At 34.4% G+C, this 17,966-nt stretch carries 14 protein-coding genes; 7 read left to right on the top strand and 7 right to left on the bottom strand.

Annotated features, from left to right (window positions below; genetic code table 11):
- Positions 1-69: 69 nt before the first annotated feature.
- The gene (locus RB618_RS18160) at positions 70-999 is read left to right on the top strand and encodes an NAD-dependent epimerase/dehydratase family protein (protein ID WP_308070058.1); all 930 of its coding nucleotides are present in this window, start codon (positions 70-72) and stop codon (positions 997-999) included.
- Between the two features lie 89 nt (positions 1,000-1,088).
- On the opposite strand, the gene RB618_RS18155 is transcribed toward RB618_RS18160, so the two are convergent.
- The 4 genes from RB618_RS18155 to RB618_RS18140 all read right to left on the bottom strand — a co-directional run bounded on the left by RB618_RS18155 (position 1,089) and on the right by RB618_RS18140 (position 5,880).
- Positions 1,089-1,859 (bottom strand): alpha/beta hydrolase, encoded by a 771-nt coding sequence (locus RB618_RS18155; protein ID WP_308070057.1) that lies wholly within the window; start codon positions 1,857-1,859, stop codon positions 1,089-1,091.
- Between the two features lie 7 nt (positions 1,860-1,866).
- Positions 1,867-2,406: a hydrolase gene (locus RB618_RS18150; protein WP_308070056.1), complete on the bottom strand. Its 540-nt coding sequence runs from the start codon at positions 2,404-2,406 to the stop codon at positions 1,867-1,869.
- A gap of 117 nt (positions 2,407-2,523) precedes the next feature.
- Complete coding sequence (locus tag RB618_RS18145; protein WP_308070055.1) at positions 2,524-3,267, bottom strand: hypothetical protein; 744 nt, start codon at positions 3,265-3,267, stop codon at positions 2,524-2,526.
- Positions 3,268-3,444: 177 nt separating this feature from the next.
- Entirely contained in the window at positions 3,445-5,880 is a 2,436-nt protein-coding gene (locus RB618_RS18140; RefSeq protein WP_308070054.1) for a sensor histidine kinase, read from the bottom strand.
- Between the two features lie 205 nt (positions 5,881-6,085).
- On the opposite strand from RB618_RS18140, the gene RB618_RS18135 reads away from it, so the two are divergent.
- The gene (locus RB618_RS18135) at positions 6,086-8,059 is read left to right on the top strand and encodes a sigma 54-interacting response regulator (protein ID WP_308070053.1); all 1,974 of its coding nucleotides are present in this window, start codon (positions 6,086-6,088) and stop codon (positions 8,057-8,059) included.
- A gap of 121 nt (positions 8,060-8,180) precedes the next feature.
- Here the strand turns inward: RB618_RS18135 and RB618_RS18130 are convergent, their stop codons facing one another.
- Complete coding sequence (locus RB618_RS18130) at positions 8,181-8,969, bottom strand: alpha/beta hydrolase (RefSeq protein WP_308070052.1); 789 nt, start codon at positions 8,967-8,969, stop codon at positions 8,181-8,183.
- Positions 8,970-9,249: 280 nt separating this feature from the next.
- On the opposite strand from RB618_RS18130, the gene RB618_RS18125 reads away from it, so the two are divergent.
- Entirely contained in the window at positions 9,250-10,086 is an 837-nt protein-coding gene (locus RB618_RS18125; RefSeq protein WP_308070051.1) for an alpha/beta hydrolase, read from the top strand.
- 165 nt (positions 10,087-10,251) lie between these two features.
- Here RB618_RS18125 and RB618_RS18120 read toward each other — a convergent pair whose 3' ends face one another.
- A complete protein-coding gene (locus RB618_RS18120) occupies positions 10,252-10,932 on the bottom strand; it encodes a metal-dependent hydrolase (RefSeq protein ID WP_308070050.1) in 681 nt (226 codons plus the stop codon).
- A gap of 678 nt (positions 10,933-11,610) precedes the next feature.
- On the opposite strand from RB618_RS18120, the gene RB618_RS18115 reads away from it, so the two are divergent.
- From RB618_RS18115 to RB618_RS18100, 4 genes are read left to right on the top strand one after another with little or no spacing between them, the layout of a single operon-like run.
- Positions 11,611-13,062: a TolC family protein gene (locus RB618_RS18115; protein WP_308070049.1), complete on the top strand. Its 1,452-nt coding sequence runs from the start codon at positions 11,611-11,613 to the stop codon at positions 13,060-13,062.
- A complete protein-coding gene (locus tag RB618_RS18110) occupies positions 13,063-14,055 on the top strand; it encodes an efflux RND transporter periplasmic adaptor subunit (RefSeq protein ID WP_308070048.1) in 993 nt (330 codons plus the stop codon).
- Between the two features lie 5 nt (positions 14,056-14,060).
- Entirely contained in the window at positions 14,061-15,236 is a 1,176-nt protein-coding gene (locus RB618_RS18105) for an ABC transporter permease (RefSeq protein WP_308070047.1), read from the top strand.
- A complete protein-coding gene (locus RB618_RS18100) occupies positions 15,205-16,188 on the top strand; it encodes an ABC transporter permease (protein WP_308070046.1) in 984 nt (327 codons plus the stop codon). The genes RB618_RS18105 and RB618_RS18100 overlap by 32 nt, the downstream gene beginning before the upstream one ends.
- A 569-nt stretch (positions 16,189-16,757) precedes the next feature.
- On the opposite strand, the gene RB618_RS18095 is transcribed toward RB618_RS18100, so the two are convergent.
- Positions 16,758-17,951 (bottom strand): porin, encoded by a 1,194-nt coding sequence (locus RB618_RS18095; RefSeq protein ID WP_308070045.1) that lies wholly within the window; start codon positions 17,949-17,951, stop codon positions 16,758-16,760.
- Positions 17,952-17,966: the final 15 nt, after the last annotated feature.

Genomic DNA, 17,966 nt, shown 5'->3' with positions numbered 1-17,966 from the left:
TATTGTAATTTTAGGAGTAAATTATAGAAATAGAACCGTAATTTACGGTATAAAAATAAGCTAGATAATATGCAGACTATATTAGGTGCCAATGGGCAGATTGGGGAAGAATTGGCAAGAGAACTAAAAAGAAATTTTACTTCAGATATACGAATTGTAAGTCGTAAAGCACAAAAAGTAAACGATACAGATACTGTTTTTTCAGCAGATTTAACTATTAAAGAAAAAGCGATCGAAGCTGTTAAAGGTTCTGAAATTGCATATTTTACATTGGGACTTCCGATGGATTCTGATTTATGGGAGAAACAATTTCTATTGATTTTAAGAAATGTCATTGAAGCCTGCAAAATCAATAAAACGAAATTGGTATTTTTTGACAATACCTACATGTATCCGCAAGACAGTAGAGTGCTTACAGAAGAAACCGCTTTTGAACCCGTGGGAAGAAAAGGAAAAATTAGAAAAGAAATGGCTGAAATGGTTTTAAGCGAAATGAAATCAGGACAATTGGAAGCTGTAATCTGTCGTGCGCCTGAGTTTTATGGACCTGCTAAAACGCAGAGCATTACCAATACTTTAATTTTCAATGCGATTAAAGAAAATAAGAAACTAAAAGTGCCTTTGAGTGACACTAAAAAACGAAGCCTTATTTGGACACCCGATGCAAGTCGAGCGACAGCGTTGATTGGAAATACGCCAGACGCTTTTGGTCAGACTTGGCATTTGCCTGTAGATGAGAGCCATCTTAATTACAAAGAGTTCATTGCATTAGCTTCTAAAATATATGGCAGAGAACTAAAATATAAAGTTATGCCAAAGTTTGTTTTTGCAATAGGAGCACTTTTTAATAAACAAGCAAAAGAATTGCAAGAATTACTTCCAAGATATGAACACGCGAATGTTTTTGATGATTCAAAATTTAGAAAGCGCTTTCCAGATTTTGCCGTAACAAGTTATAGAAGGGGAATTGAAGAAATAAAGAGGGAGCAATATTCTTAATAGAAATGAATGTTTGAAATAAAGAAAATGCTAAATCCAAAAGATTTAGCATTTTAGTATATTTTTTTTAGACACAAAATATATAATTTCTATATCGATTCATACCAATTTAAAATATAATCGGCAACACTTTCCCAGCCGGGTTCTCCGCAGATAAAGTGGCTTTTCCCATCAAATATTTTTAGATCGACACGACCTGCATTTTCTTTGTATCTGCTGGCAATTGTCTCTGTCAAACTAGGAGGAAAGATATTATCGCTCCCGCCGCCAATAAACAAAATTGGTTCGTGCGGTTTCTTGAAATTAATATTGGAGAATGAATTTAAAACCAATTCTCTGCTGACTTTATAACTTTCAGGCACTGCAAATTTCTCAAAAGCATTCTTTTTTTCTGCTTGTGGTACAGTATTAAAAAAGGCATAATCGTACCAGTCACGGCTTCCCATGAAATATTTTTTAGAAGAAAAGAACCCAAAAGCAGGTATTACCGTTTTTAAGGTTTGAAATGGCGGAAACACATTTTTTGGAGGCGCTCCGTCAATGCTTACTCCAGCTGCAGCTTTGCCTAATTCTACAAGCTTTAGAGTTGCCATTCCAGCCATTGAATGCCCTATTACCAATGGTTTTTCGGGCAAAGTGTCTATTAATTTGCTGATGTTATTGACAATATCAATAAATCCGGTTTTAATCAGATCAGGATGCACTCTTGCTCGCAATTCGGCAGGAACTCCATCGTGTCCGGGATTTGCTGGAGCATAAACTGTATATCCTTTTTGTTCATAGTATTTTTTCCACTCTGTCCATGTTTTGTCGTTCACAAAATTTCCATGAATAAGTACAATAGTTTTTGATTTTGACATGATTCTTTTATTTGATTAATGTTAGAATTTCTTTGAAAATTTCCCGTCTGGAATCTTTGACCAATTCATAAAGACACATTTCAATATTGGTTATGGATGCGCCTTTTTGCTGCAATTTTTCTAAAGCCGTTTCAATACTTTCTGCTGAGCGTGAAGAAATGCAATCGGCAACAATTTCAACTTCAAAATTGTTAGATAATAATCCTCGAGCTGTCTGATATACACAAATATGGGCTTCTATACCACAGATAAGCCATTGTTTTCTTCCAGAATCTATAATTGCCTGTTTAAAAGCTTCATTATCCAAAGCGTTGAAAGAATATTTTTCAATAGGTTTCTGATGAATTAATAGCTTTTCTAATTCAGGAATGGTAGAGCCAAGTCCTTTTGGGTTTTGTTCAGCCCAAATAATCGGAATTGAAAGTATTTGACAGCCTCGAATAAGCTTTTCTAGATTCGCTGCCAGCTTTTCACTGTTGTGTACAATTCGAGCAAGTTTTCCTTGCACATCAATTACAATCAATCCAGTTTCTTCTTGTACAAGCATAACGACTCTAATTGTTTTGGAGATTAAATTTATGAAATTATTTTGTTTAAATATTTGATTTTTAAATAATTATAATTGTTTTATTCAAGTGTTAGATTTACTGAGTTGAAGACTAGTTTATTTAACAGAATACGGCAATGAAAGATTACCGCTGGCAACCGTATATACTTTATAAACGCCAAGCATTGGTTTAGAACCTTCAGAATCATGAGAGCCGCCAGCTCCTGTGCTTACTTCCATATAGCAGCTTACAGCATCAAACTTAAAATTGGTTTTGTTGTTGATTCTAAAATCAGGCACAATGACTTTAATAGAATTTCCTTTTGCAACGATATTAAAACCAGGGCTATCCATATACATCGCCATTCCGGGATTTGTTGGGGGCAGAACCACTTTTGGATCTCCTTTTGTAAACTCTTTAACCGAAAGTCCGCCGCCAACACGTTTGTCTTCAACCAGTAAAACCCAGTGTGCGTGCCAGATTAAACCGTCATTAAGGTAATTTCCGTCTAGATTTTCATCCCAAAGCGGAGTGTCTTCAAAATCGGGGTGTGAGGTTAGGGCAAGAGCCACAATTCCTTCGGCTTGACCGAAACCAATATCTGAAGATTTTAAAGTAGTCGGGAAAACATAGGCTAGAACTGGAGCGCCATTTAGCTGGCCAACTGGTTTAGGCATTGTTTTTCCCGCGGTTCCTTCGACTTTGATGTCCCAAACAGTAAGACCTAAATCTGCTTTATGAGTTATTGTAGCCGATTTTATTTTAAAATCACTGTTATTGTAAGAACTGCATTTATCGCAAGCTTTTGTCGCGCTAAAATTTAGAAAGAGAATAATTATTAGCAATATTGAATTTTTCATAATAAATTGGTTTTTAAGGGTTGACTCCCTAGAAAACCAATTTATATGCCATGCCAATAAAGTCTTTAATAATTAGGATTTAGCACTTTTTATAGGGTTTAAAAGCGCTATATTTCGCTAAACCCATTTAGATTAGTGAGATTTCGCTATAAAAGAAATTAGCTTTTATTCTTCAAATTATCTTCTTTTTTCGTTGATTGGAAACTCTTTGGAAAACTCAATTTTAAGAATAGTTCCGTTATTGTTTTCTATAGAAAAAGCAGCATCCAAATCGTCGCTAAGCCCCTTTATAAGACTTAATCCAAACGAATTTATTTTTTTATTGCTGATATTCGCATCAAAACCAACTCCATTGTCAGCAATTGTCAGGAGGTATTTATCTTCGGTTGTCGCTTGGAGTGTGACATAAATCATTCCTGTTCTGTTGTCTGGAAAAGCGTATTTAATCGAATTGGTAATCGATTCGTTTAAGATAAGTCCGAGCGGAATTGCCTGCGCAACATCTAATTCGAGCGGATCAATTTTAAGCTCAAAACGAACGCGCTGTCCAAGCGAAAAAGATTCTCTTAAATACTCTACCAATTCCTTGATATAATTCGGCATATTAATCGTAGCAATATTCTCTGAATTGTACAATTTCTGATGAATCAGAGACATAGAATGAATACGATGCTGACTGTTTTTAATAGCCGACAATGCCATATCGTTCTCCAAATAGGCCGATTGCGAATTAAGAAGGCTTATTACGGTTTGAAGATTGTTTTTTACACGATGATGAATTTCTTTCAAAAGCCATTCTTTTTCATCTAGCAAATGTCTAAGATTAATATTTTTTTGATTGATTTCTTTTTCTTTGAATTCCAATTCGGCATTAGTTATCTGTTTTAAGCGGTAACGATTGTATAATAAAGCGAGAAAAAGAGCCAATAAAATTAGACTCGATATTGAAAGTATATTTAATAATTTGGATTTTTTTAATGCTGTTTCCTGTAAATCAGTTTCTTTGTCTAGTAGTTTGATTTTCTGTTCTTTATTTTCTGTTTCGTACTGAATTTTGAGCTCTTCAATTTGTCTGTTTTTAGAATAATCTAAAACAGAATCGCTGAATTTTTTATATAATTTATGATGTGCAAAAGCCGATTTAAAATTGCCATTAAGCGAATCTAACTTATACAAAGACATTTCTAGCGCTTCTGAATTATAGGTCTTGCCATATTTTTTGGAAAGCGTTTCAATTTTATCGATGTAAAGTTTTGTTTTTGATAGATTATGTCGATTCGCATAAAACAAAGCAATAGACGAATACGTATTGCAGAGATCTCGATACGTCTGCGGTGAATCTAAAGCATCTGCAGCTTCTCCTGCTTTTATAAAATACTTTTCGGCAGTGCCATAATTTTTAATTCGCCAATAACAATTTGCGTAGGCAAAATTCATAATCATGTTATCGAATTTATTTGGTGGCGGATAATGGCTTGTTATAGAATTCATGTATTCTATTGCTTCTTTGTTTTTTCCTTTCATAGACAAAGATGCTGTTGCAGTAATAAAACTTTTGTACCAGCTGCCGCTGCTGTAAACATTTTGTCCGTACTGAATGCTTTTTTGAGCCATTTTCATTGCTTCATCTGTATGCCCCATTTGCAAATAGATTAAACCTAAACGCATATAAAAAATATCTGCAAAGGTGTAATCTTTGTTAGACTCCATTGTTTGCACACTCTTTTGAGCATAATATAAAGCACTTTTCATATTAAATTGAACTGCTTCTATGTAAGCAATCGTAGTTTCGCTAAATTGCTGCTGCCTGAAACCGATTTTTCGCATATCGGCAATATTCTGATACAATATTTTCTTGGCATCGTTTATTTTTCCATGCCAAAAATAGATAGTGCATATCCTTGCTTTTGTAGCAAGCCTTTTTTCTTCAAAGCCCAACGTTTTATATAAAGCTTCGGCTTCTTTCAGAATTTTTTCTTTTTCAGGATCCAAATCGTATTGATTTGTTGCTTGATTGAATAATGCATCTGCCAGCGCAGCTTTATTTTTTTGTTTTCGGCACTCATTTACGACCTGCAAAAAGCATTTTTTGCTTTCTGGATAATTGTTGATTTGGAAATAAAACTTACCCAAAAGTGACAAACTCTCCTGTTGCCATTTTTGAATTTTTAATTCATTACTAATTTTAACTGCTTCTGTGATATAAAAATTAGCTTTTTTTAAATCATCTGGTTTTGTAAAAGGTTTGAACAAATAAAAAATTCCCAATTGGAGTGCCAATTTTATTTTATCTGTTTCTTTAGACTTCAGAAAGAGCTTTTCGGCAGCTACTATATTTCCTTTTTCAATTAAGTCATTTCCAATTAAATAGGAGCCATCATTAAAACCTTCATCATAAGCTAAAGAAACTGGAAGTTTATAAGCTTTGCATGTTAGAACTACCGAACTATCTGCATCAATAGATCCTTGATTTGAATTGTATAAATAAGATGAACAAGTTTGAATTAATAAGCGTTTCTTTTTTAGGTCATAATTTGTTGTCGCAGGATGGTTTTGCGCCTGAGAATTAATTGTAATAAGAAAGAGCAGACAAAACGAGTAAAGTAGCTTCATGGTTTATTAGAATTAAATTTTAATAGGTTTTGGATTAACAAATATATAGAGAAACAATTTTTAATGTTTTAAAAAATAATATGAAAATTACGGTTAATTGTGATTTTTATTTATCTAAATTTGGGAACTATTAATTTTGATTGCGATAATTAACTATTTTTGTATCAATAAATTAAGTGCAAGATAAGGTAAAAAACACTCACTTATGAAAAACTCTCCCGATAACGGATATGAAGCTGTTGCTTCTGGTTTGAAAAAACGAATTTTAATTGTAGAAGATCAATTTATTGAAGCCCACGATTTACAGTTAATTCTCGAAAAAGCAAATTATGAAGTTGTTGGAATAGCGCGGTCGGTAGAGCAGGCCTTAGAGCAAATTGAGGTAGAAAAACCAGATCTGGTCTTTTTGGATATTATGCTGAAAGGAAACCGAAATGGTATCGAATTAGCCTATATTCTTAAAGAGAAATATATTGGTTTTATATTTATTTCTGCCAATTCTAGCAAAAGTATATTGGATCAAGCCAAAACAACTCAACCATATGGATTTATAGTTAAGCCTTTTCGAGATCAAGATGTTCTGACAACGCTTGAAATAGCATTTTATCGTCAGCAATACAGTTTGGAAAGCCAATTAATCCAGCAATTTCAGCTTCAGAAAGGAATTACCGAAATTATAAATTCAAATTTAAAGAAAGAAGAGGCGTTATTGGCTTTTGCGAAAGCGGCACAGACTTTTATTCCTTTTGATTATTTAGAAATGGGTTTTGTTACGTCAACGCATTATGATAATCTCGGAATTGTACGCAGAAATTTAGATCAGTATCAGATTGTCAATCTGCAGAAACTTTCTCAAATCTCCGAATTACCTGAAAGAGAAATTAATGAAACTTATAGAAAGTCTAAAGTTGATAAAGAACCTATTATTTATAGCGAAGAGGCACTGATTAACAACCTGCAAGAAGCGCCAATTAAAGCTTTAATTGCACATAATTTTGGCATAAAATCGTATTTGGTTTTTCCTGTTTCGATAGCCGCAATCCAGAGCTATCATTTTACTTTTTACAGCCGTAATCTTAATGTTTATTCTCAAGAGCATCTACGAATTTTAAATTCGCTTGAACTGCTTTTCCGTCAATTTATTGCTAAAATTTATGCGAAAGAAGATTTGGGTCTGTCTCCTAAAAAAGCTGAAAGCAAAAATGTAAAGCCTGTTAATACTCAAGAAGGATTTGAAGGAATTATAGGCAATAGCTCGCAAATGAATACAGTTTTCAACTATATCCGAAAAGTTTCGGCTTCAGACACTTCTGTTTTGGTTTTAGGAGAAAGTGGTACAGGAAAAGAAAAAATCGCACAAAGCATTCATGCATTATCTCCGCGAAAAGACAAACCTTTGGTCATTATTAATTGTGGTGCTATTCCTGAGAATCTTGCAGAATCGTTGCTTTTTGGACACGAAAAAGGAGCTTTTACAGGTGCGCTGGATAGGCGTATCGGTAAATTTGAAATGGCAGATGGCGGAACGATTTTTTTAGATGAAATAGGAGAGATGTCTCTCGAATTGCAGGTAAAACTGCTTCGCGTTTTGCAGGAAAGAGAAATTGAGCGTGTAGGTGGTATTTCGCCGATGAAAATAGATGTTAGAATTATTGCGGCAACCAATAAAAATCTGGAAGAAGAAGTGGCTGCGGGAAGATTTAGAATGGATTTGTACTATCGTTTGCATGTTTTTCCTATTATGGTTCCGCCTTTAAAAAAGAGAAAAGAAGACATTCCGGATCTTGCGAATCATTTTATTGCCGTTTATAGTGAGAAAATGGGTAGAAAAGCGCCAATTCTTTCTGATGCGGCTTTGCAGCAGATTATGAATTACAACTGGCCAGGAAATATTAGAGAACTTGAGCATGTTATGCAGCGTGCCATATTGCTGACAGACGGAAATGTAATTAAAGAAATTGAACTTTCTATGTCTTCTAAAATCCATCCTGAACCGGCACAAGAATCATTTTCTATAAAAACGATATTAGAAAATGAGAGGGATTATATTTTGTATATCCTTAAAAAATGCAACGGAAAAATTTCTGGTGCTGGAGGTGCCGCTGAAATTCTAGATATTCATCCTTCAACTTTAAATTCCAAGATTAAAAAACTAGAAATAAAGAAAGGGATTATTTAGTAGAAATATTGATTTTGTTTTTAGTTGCAGTTATAAATATAGCCTGTTGTTTCAACCACAGGAACGCTTATAAATATAGTCCAAGGTTTTAACCACGGAAACACAAAAAAAACGCGATCAATCAAGTAATTTTTATCAACCAGTTTGCTATAAATTCGGCAATAGTTTCCCAGTTTTCTTTAATTACACTTAGATGATTTGAATCTTCAAATTCTTTGTAACAAGTTATAGAATGCAGGTTTTTGTATTTTTTGAAGTTTAAATTATTTAAAGAAACAGAAACAAAAGCATCTTTTGAACTTGATACGAACAAAAGCGGATTGTGCTTTTTCTTGAAATCGATTTTGGCTGATTTAGAATAAATGTTACGTATGATCGATTTAGATTCCGGAATCAATAAGGCCTCATAGGCATCTTTTTGTTCTTGAAACGGCATTTGGTTTGCAAAATAGTGTTGCCATGTCTTAAAAGGCATTAAAAACGTCTTATTTGTTGAACTAAAATGATCGGAAAGATCCCAAATGGCTTTATAAAGCGAAAAATTAAAATGCGTAAGATTGCTTGGTGGCATAGAATTGATGCAGATACCCGCATAACCAAGTTCTTTTTGGATGAGTAATTGAGTTAAGAGACCGCCATAAGAATGGCCAATTAAAATTGGTTTTTCAGGAAGTTTATCAATAATTTCCATATAATAATCCAGCAAATCAATTAATTGAATTGAGGCAATTTTTGAATTGGGATGAGCTTTTCTTAAATCGACAGCAGATTCGTTTTTAAATAGCCAGGGCGGAGCCACAGTTTTATAGCCTTGATTTTCAAAAAAAACAATCCATTCTTTCCAGCACGCATGGCTGATGAACGTTCCAGGAATAAACATAATCGTTTTTTTGTTAGATAAGTACATCATATCGAAGCTATTAGGTTAATTTTAGAAATAGGTGCTATTTAATTTACAAAAGACAAAAGGAGTGCCTTTTTTGTAAAGTATTGATTATAAAAGCTTTGTTCTTGGAACTGATTTGGGAATTATTATATATCGTTAAAAAGAAGATTTGATTCTTGAAATATCATAATTCTTCAGGATAACTATAATTGCTAAATGCTTTATTATGAGAGTTATGTGTTTTGGTTTGATCTTTGTCTGCCTCATAAAAATGAATATTGTTTTGAATCTTTAATTTATGATTATGGAAAAAATTTATAATACAGAAACAAGTTTTGCCGATTTGGGCGATCGTACAATTGCTTATCGTTCTTATGGAAAAGGAAAGGCAATAATTTTTGTAAACCGTTTTAGAGGAACGCTCGATACTTGGGATCCGTTGTTTGTGGCATCGTTAGCAGAAAAGTTCAATGTTATTGTATTTGATTATTCTGGAATTGGTTCTTCTACAGGAAATCTTGCTCCAGATATTACTCTTGTTGCCAAAGATGTCAAAGATTTAGCAGATTTCTTAAAGCTGGATTCCGTTATTGTTTTAGGATGGTCATACGGAGGATTAGTGGCACAAACGGCAACTTTGCTGTATCCTAATCTTGTTACACACGCTGTTTTGGTAGGAACAAATCCGCCTGGAAAAAATGAGGTTCCTATTGAACAAGTATTTTATGATGCTGCACTAAAACCTTTAAATGATTTTGACGATGAGATTGTTTTATTTTTTGAACCAAAATCAGAGTCTAGCCGATTGGCTGCAAAAGCTTCACATGATAGAATTCATAAAAGAATAGAGGTAGAGAAGATTCCATCGACAATGGATGTTTTTCAGTTGTATTTTGGAGGAGGAGACACTTTTAGAGAAGATCCCCTTAATTTCAGAGAACAGCTTAAAAAGATAAAAACGCCAATTCTGATTATTTCTGGCGATCATGACATCAGTTTTGCGGTTGACAACTGGTATCCGATCATCAATCAAATGACAAATGCCCAAATGATTGTATATTCTGCAACAGGACACGGACCTCAACATCAATACCCAGAACTTACTGCACAGTATATCATCAATTTTGTAGAATACGTATAATTTAAGTTCATCAGCAGAACTTAATTATATGCAAAAGGAATAGTGTCAGCAGCTATTCCTTTTTTTATGTAAAAAGTTTTTAGTTTTTTTTTCTCAGAATTAATTGCAGATGATATTTCGCTAAAAGCTATCTTTTAGCGAAATATAGCAATGAAAATCTCCGATTTAGATTTCTATTGTGCTGTTTATTTTAGGGAGAAATAATTGGAGCGAAGCATTTTTAAACGTATCCAAAGCTTTTTGATGATCCATAACAATAAAACCGAAAGTATCATAATGAACGCCTAATATTTTATTTACTCCGACAAGTTTTGAAGCTTCAATAGCTTCCTCGATTCCCATTGTAAGACCATCGCCAATAGGAAAAACAGCAAAGTCAAGTTTTGTAAATTTTGGAATAAGCTGCATGTCTAAGGTTAGAGCAGTATCGCCGCTGTAATAAAAATTGCCATCAGAAGTTGTTAGTACAAAACCACAGGCAATTCCTCCATAAGAACCATCTATAAAACTGCTTGGATGCTGAGCTACCACACATTTAACAGTTCCAAAATCAAAATCAAATTTACCGCCTGGGTTGATAGGATGCGCATTTTCGATTCCGTTTTTCAATAGCCAATTATAGATTTCAAAATTCCCCAGCACTTTTGCTCCTGTGTTTTTTGCAATTCGTTCAACATCTAGAATATGGTCATAATGCGCATGCGAAATAAAAATATAATCTGCTTTTATAGCATCAACATCAACCTCTTTGGCTAATTCGTTTGGCGTAATAAAAGGATCAAAAAGAAGGTGTTTCCCGTTGGCATAAACCGAAAAACACGAATGTCCGTAGTAAGTAATTTTCATGGTAAATTGTTTTAAATCAGTTAATAATGAAGAATGTTTTTTCAAGAAATGTGCCAGTGGAGAAGAGCGCTATAAAAGTAAAAATTATGAAGAGTTGTCTTTAAGTGCACCAATGAAGCAAAATATTTGCAGCGAATTTTAAATTTGGCTAAAGCCCTATCTGCTGAAATTCCTGCTAACCTCCAGCTAAAGCTAGAGGCAATTGATTTAATGCTCTGGCGAAGCAAATTATTGGTAGCAGATTAAATGTTACAACAATAAAAAAAACACCAGCTAAAGCTAGAAGCGATTGATTTAATGCTCCGGCGGAGCAAAATATTTATAGCAGATTCAATTCCTAGACGACAAAAAGCTCCAGAGGAGCGACATCAAAATGCTTCATATTTCTAGTTTTCAAAGAAACCAAAAGCATCATATTTTCCATAAATTAAAATAGCACTTATAAAATAAAATCTTTATCTTTAACTAGTTGGTATATCAGTTTATATGCTTTTTTGCTGTTTAAGTTAAGAACCCCAAATTTTCGTAAACAGTATATTTTAAATACATTCAAACAATTTCAGAATTTATCTGAATAATAAGTTTTTATCTCATTTCTATTTTATCCTGCTGTTTTTAATTAGACAGCAAAGAAGTCGCTAGTTAAAAGTAATTTCAAATCATAAGAATATTATATAGATGCACCTAAAACTAAAATTTCTAAAGCTTTTTATTTTGTTTTGCTTTTTGTCCTGTCTGGAAACAAAAGCACAGACCACTTCTCTGGAAGAATGTTTTTCTATAGCGCAGCAAAATAATATTACCATAAAACAAGCGAAATCTGCATTAAAAACAGGAGAGTATAATCTTCAGGCCGAAAAGAAAGGCTATTTGCCCAAAGTTGATCTTTTGTCGAGCTATTCTTATTTGAGCAATCCGCTTACGATAAATCTGCAAACCGTTAAAGACGGAGTTGTTGAAGGTTCATCACAGCAAAGTGTGAATACGGCAAACGAAATTTATCATGAAATTACGGGAAACAATTTATCTCAGGCAGCTCAGGATCGTATTTATAATGCTTCAAAAACGGTTATTGGCGGTATTTATCCAGATTACAATCCTAGTTTAAGTAAACAGTCCTATTTTATTGCAGGAGTGGGAGTTCGCCAGCCAATTTTTCTTGGAAATAAAATAAGTTCGAGCATAGATCTAGCTCAATCGGTAGCCAATTCAGCAGGAATTGGTGTTGAGATTGCAGGTAAAGAAGTTGATTTTCTAATAGCCGTGCAATACCTCAGAATATTATACCTCAACTCTTTAATTAAAAAACAAGAACAGATAGTAAATGCTTTAGATAAAAACCGAAACTACGCCGAAGAATTGGTCAACAACAAAATTCTTCCTCCGTATCAAAAAAACTGGACGAATGTAGTTTTAATTCAAGCACAGAGTCAGTACAATAATATTAAGATGGAAAAACAAAATGCCCATCTTGAGCTGAATAAACTAATGGGAGTTGACCTTGACACTACAATAGTGATTTCAGATACTTTAAGATATGCCGAAATCAATTTAGAAAAACCTATGAAGGATTATTGGCTTACCAATCCAGTTTATAGAATTGCAAACAATAAAATCTCTTATGCAGAAACTGCTGAAAAGATCAGTAAATCTATGGCTCTGCCTAACGTTTTTGCTATTGGAAATTACAATTTGTATCAGAAAGATTTGCCAGTTTCTATTCCAGATTGGTTTGTAGGACTGGAATTGCAATGGACTTTGTATAACGGACAGACAAGCAAAAAGACTTTAGCTGCAAAACAATTAATAGAAGAAGCCAAGTTAGGAGAGGAGAATTCCAGTTTAATGCTTCAGGTGCAGTCGAGAGTGGCAAAGAATAAAATGAGTTCGCTGCAAAATGATGTTATGGCTATGGATGCTGCTAGAAAAGAAGCCAATACGACCAGCAGTTTAATTACCAAAAGAATGAACAATCAGCTATCATCGCCAAAAGACGTTAATGATGCTTTGCTGGTAGAAACTGAGATAGAAAAAGGATATTATACTGCTGTTTTAGGATACTATCTGGCATTAGCTGAATATTTTAATAGTTTAGGAAATCCAAGTCAAATAACGCAATTTATTAAATAGATGAAAGATATATTTAAAAACTACTGGGCACTGATTATTCCAATCTTTGTAGTAATAGCAGGACTGATTTTTTTCTTAAAAGACAATAATAAAGAAGACGATAATTTCATCGGAATGGTTGATGCAACAAGTGTAGATGTTGCGGCCGAATTCCCAGGTCGATTAGATTCGTTGCTTGTAAAACAGGGCGATACTGTAAAAACAGGACAATTGCTAGCTGTACTTCGATCTAACGAAATAAACGCCATAAAAGCACAGGCATTATCGGCAATTGATGCTGCAAAAGGACAACAGGAACTGCTTACACAAGGAGCAAGACCAGAGTTGATAGAAGCGACTTCTAAATTGTATCAAATTAGTCAGGAACAATATAAATTGTTTAGCACAACTTACGATCGCATGGAACGATTGTATAATGAAGATGTAATATCGGGACAGGAAAAGGATGTTTTCTATTTTAAATTTCAAGCTGCGAAAAAGGAAATGGAAACCGCTCAGTTAAATCTGCAAATGCTGAAGAATGGCACAAGACCCGAATTGCTAAAAACGGCAAATGCGATTGTAAAACAAGCAGAACAAGCTTATGAATTGACCAAAGCGCTTGGAGATAATACAAGAGTTTATGCTCCTGCAGATGGAGTAATTTCTAACTTGGTTACACATCAGGGCGAAATTATTTCTATAGGGTATCCGATTATGACTATAGAAAAGAAAAATTCGACTATAATTAAATTTAATATCAGACAGGATAAATCAAACCTGCTAAAAGTAGGGAGCAAGACTGAAGTTAAAGTTCCGGGTTGCGAACCTGAAACGTTTGATGCCGTTGTGCATTCTATTGCGCCTACATTAGAATTTGCCAATTGGGTTCCGTCAAAAGATAAAGGAGAATTTGAACTTAGAACTTTTACAATAGAAGTGAAACCCGAAAACCTTACACAAATTAAAGGACTTCGTTCTGGTATGACCGCTTCTTTAATTCTTCCTCAATGATTTTGATGCTGAACATAATTATTAGGGAATGGAAGCGCATTCTAAGTCTAAAAGTATTTTATTTGGTAATGCTTGTGGTTCCTGTCGCCTTGTTTTTCTTTTACGCTTTTATTTACCAGAAACAAGACGCTAAGAATTTAGCATTTGCGATTTGGGATGAAGATCAAAGTGCGATAAGTCGAGAGCTGATTTTTTTATTGGAGCAAAAAGAAACGCTACAAATTACAAGAAGAGTAAGCAGTGAAGCCGAAGTTAAAAAACTGATTCAAGAAGGAAAAATACTGGGCGCCGTACATTTTCCTGCAAACTTGCAGAAGAATATCTACAGTCGGCATCCGAGTAATGTGACTTTGTATACCAATGCCGCCGCGCTTGTTCCTGCGAAGTTAGTTTATAAGGCTGTCGCCGAAGTTGTAATCACAGGAAGCACAGGTGTAATTTTGCAGAAATTGGTGAAAACCGGAATGAAATCGGATCAGGCAATGGCAATTGCAAATCCTATTAGTCTGAGAACCTATCAGCTTTATAATCCAACTTACAATTATCAGGAATATTTGGTTCCAGGATTGATTACGGTGGGAATGCAAATGATTCTCATTATCAGTTCTATGCTGGCTTTAAATTATGAATGGATAACAGGAACGATGCACGAACTGTACAATTCATCAAAAGGTTCTGTTATTATTGCAATTATTGGCAAAACAATAGCTCATCTCGCGATCAGCTGGATTAATTTTATCATCATTACTGGAATTATTTTTCCTTTTTTTGATATTGGCATTCCTGCTGCTACGGGAAAGTTTTTTGTGCTATACACCATGCTTTCTTTAGCGTGTATTGGCATCGGAATGTTTATATCGGCTTTGTTTAAAGATGTTATGCTTTCGGGAGATGTTGCGCTTTTCTATACTTCGCCCGCTTTTGTCTTCAGCGGATTTACTTTTCCGAGATGGGCAATGCCTTGGTACGATCAGTATTATGCGCTTATTATGCCTTATACCGCTTTTTTAGACGGTTTTTTTAAGGTGTATTATATGAATTTGCCTTTAAAATATGCTCAAGGAGAAGTGGCAAAACTCTTATTGTTTTGTGTCGTAATGTATCCGACCGCGATGTTGTTGTTTAAACGTCAATTTAATTCGATTAAAGATGAAAAAGAAACCGCAACAATCGCTGATTAATCTTTTCCTAAGAGAAGCTTCGCAAGTAGTAAAGGATCATAGTTTGCTGCTTACGCTTCTTATTGCTCCATTGCTTTATGCATTCTTTTACGGAAGTATTTATATCAATAAAGAAGAATTTGATGTAAAATTGGCCGTTGTTGATGATGACGGCTCGAGATTATCACGTTTGCTGCAGCAAAATATAGACGATTCTCCGATAGTAGAACTGATTCATTTTTCGAATTTGGAACAGGCAAAAGAGCAGATGTATCAAGGCAATTGCCAAGGCTATTTTTATATTCCAGAAGGAACAGAAGCCAATTTATTGAGTTTGAAACAAAGCAACGTAGTATTGGCCATAAACGCTGCAAGGTTTCTTCCATCGAGTGATCTGTTATTAAATGTACAGCAGATATGTCTGACCGTTGGAGCAGGAGTACGGCTTCAGTATTATCAAAAAAAAGAAGGTATGAGCACTACCATTGCAATGGAAAATGTAATGCCTGTAAATTTAGATTATCGCCCTTTGTTTAATGAAAGATCCAGTTATGGTGCATTTTTATTACCAGGATTGTTGGCTTTAATTCTGCAGCAGACCTTATTGATTGGTTTATGCGAAAGTGTAGCAGGCGAGCGGCAGCGTTCTCGATTAAAGGAATGGCTCGGTTCTGGTATTTCTAATGGTATTTGGGGAAAAGGATTGTTTTATCTGATACTTTTTTCTTCGTACGGCTTTTTCTTTTTAAATGTAAATTACAAACTGCTCAATTTGCCCATGAGAGGCAGCGGATTTGAATTAAGCTTATTATTGCTTTTGTTTATTTTGACTTTAATTCCAATGGCTCAGTTTATTGGTTCTTTGTTCAAATCGCAATTGCTTTGTTTGCAGATGATGGCTTTTTCGACTTATCCGATTTTCTTGATTACTGGATACAGCTGGCCGTTTGAATCGCTTCCGCTAGCATTGTAGTGGCTGTCTAATCTTTTGCCAACAACGCCATTTATTGTTTTGTATACGGCTATTGTACAATCGGGTGCCAGTTTATGGGACAATCCGTCTGTTTTGTTGCATCTTATACTGCTTTTTGCTTTTTACAGCACAATCTGTTTTGTTCGTTTAAGATATTTGAAGAGAGTTATGAGTTATGAATTATGAGTTATGAATTATGAGTTATGAATTATGAATTATGAGTGTCGCCTAATCATTACACAATATATTCAAAACATAGCCCGTGGTTTCAACCACGGGGATACGTGTGATGCGTATAAATCAGTATTAATTTGAATTGGCTCCAGCTTTAGCTGGAGTTTAAATAAAGGGAATCGAAATGGCTTTAGCCAAACATACGTTATTTGGCTAAAGCCTTATTCTTGCAATCATTAAAAACTTCCAGCTAAAGCTGGAGGCTATTCATAAAAAAACTCTACTAAAAAAAGTTATATATTATTAAATCTTCGAGAGAACAAATAAAAAAAGCTGGAATAAATCGCATTTTACGATTTGCTCCAGCTTCTTAATTGAGTTAGTTACTTAAATTATTACAATACCACCAAAGGAGAAATTACACCAAGCATAATTCTTCCGCTTGTGATATTAGATTGTCCCAAATCTGTTTTAGCATAATCGCTATAATTATAGAATCGCTGCACATAAGTAGCAAAAAACTTTAAATTGAAGTTTTTGATGGGATAAAATTCTACAGTCGGAATAATACCATATGCAGTACGAATTCGGTTTGAACTTATTGAAGGATCGGGAATATCTTTCCACGAAGCCCTACTTGTCATTCCGATTACCGTAAGTTTCCATTGTTCATTTAGAGAATATACAGTTCTAAGCCAATGTTCTACATAATACACATTTTCAGCAGCGTGATCTAAAACGGTATCTGGAATAATAGTACTTACAACTCCAGTACGGTCTAAATCTTCGCTACTCCATTTGAAATCATATTGAAAAAGCCATTTTTTGCTTCGAAATTGATTTCCTAATGCTGTATAATACATATTTACCGGTCTTCCATTTTTTGTGGCTTCCTGAAAAATACTGAAACTGTATATAGTTTTGAATTTTCCACCTAAAAAACTTCCGTTCCAGTTTCCTACGTAAGCGGCAGGAAATTTGGCTTCTTCAACATCGGGTACATTTTGATACAGTTCAGAAAAAGTTTTGGTTCTGGAATTTAAAATCTGTCCCGAGAAAACATGATCAGCATTTAGTTTCCAGTTTACCTGAACTCCAGTTAAAAAGTTGTCTGAATTATCGACAATATCATTGTATTGATAGATATCAATCGGGTTCATGTCGAACTCGTAACCGCCCCAGTTTGCTGTCATTTTTCCAATGGCAATACTTGTTCTGGCGGAAATATTATAGCCAATAAAAGCCAAGTCTGTAGAACTGCTTATGTTATCTGTAGATTGCGGTTCAGTTTCTTTAGTATATCGGTCTCTGAACCTAAAGAATACTTTGTCCTTATAAACTTTTCCTTTTACTTCCAATCTAAACTGGTTTACTTCAAATTTACTGCCAGTGTAATTTCCGTCATCAAAATAGGTGTTAAAACCTACTTGAGTATTGAAAATTAAATCAACATTGTTTAGCAAATCAACTTTGGTTGCTTTTATTAAAGGCGTTTTATGATTTAGGATCGTATCGGTCTGTTTTTCCTGCTGTGCATATGCACCTGCGGAGAGAAAAACGCTCAAAATTATAAAAGTTAAGACACGCATAATTTACAATTTCAG

Source organism: Flavobacterium sp. LHD-85 (assembly GCF_030929595.1).
Classification (GTDB): domain Bacteria; phylum Bacteroidota; class Bacteroidia; order Flavobacteriales; family Flavobacteriaceae; genus Flavobacterium.
This window is presented reverse-complemented; position numbering and strand designations above follow the sequence as displayed.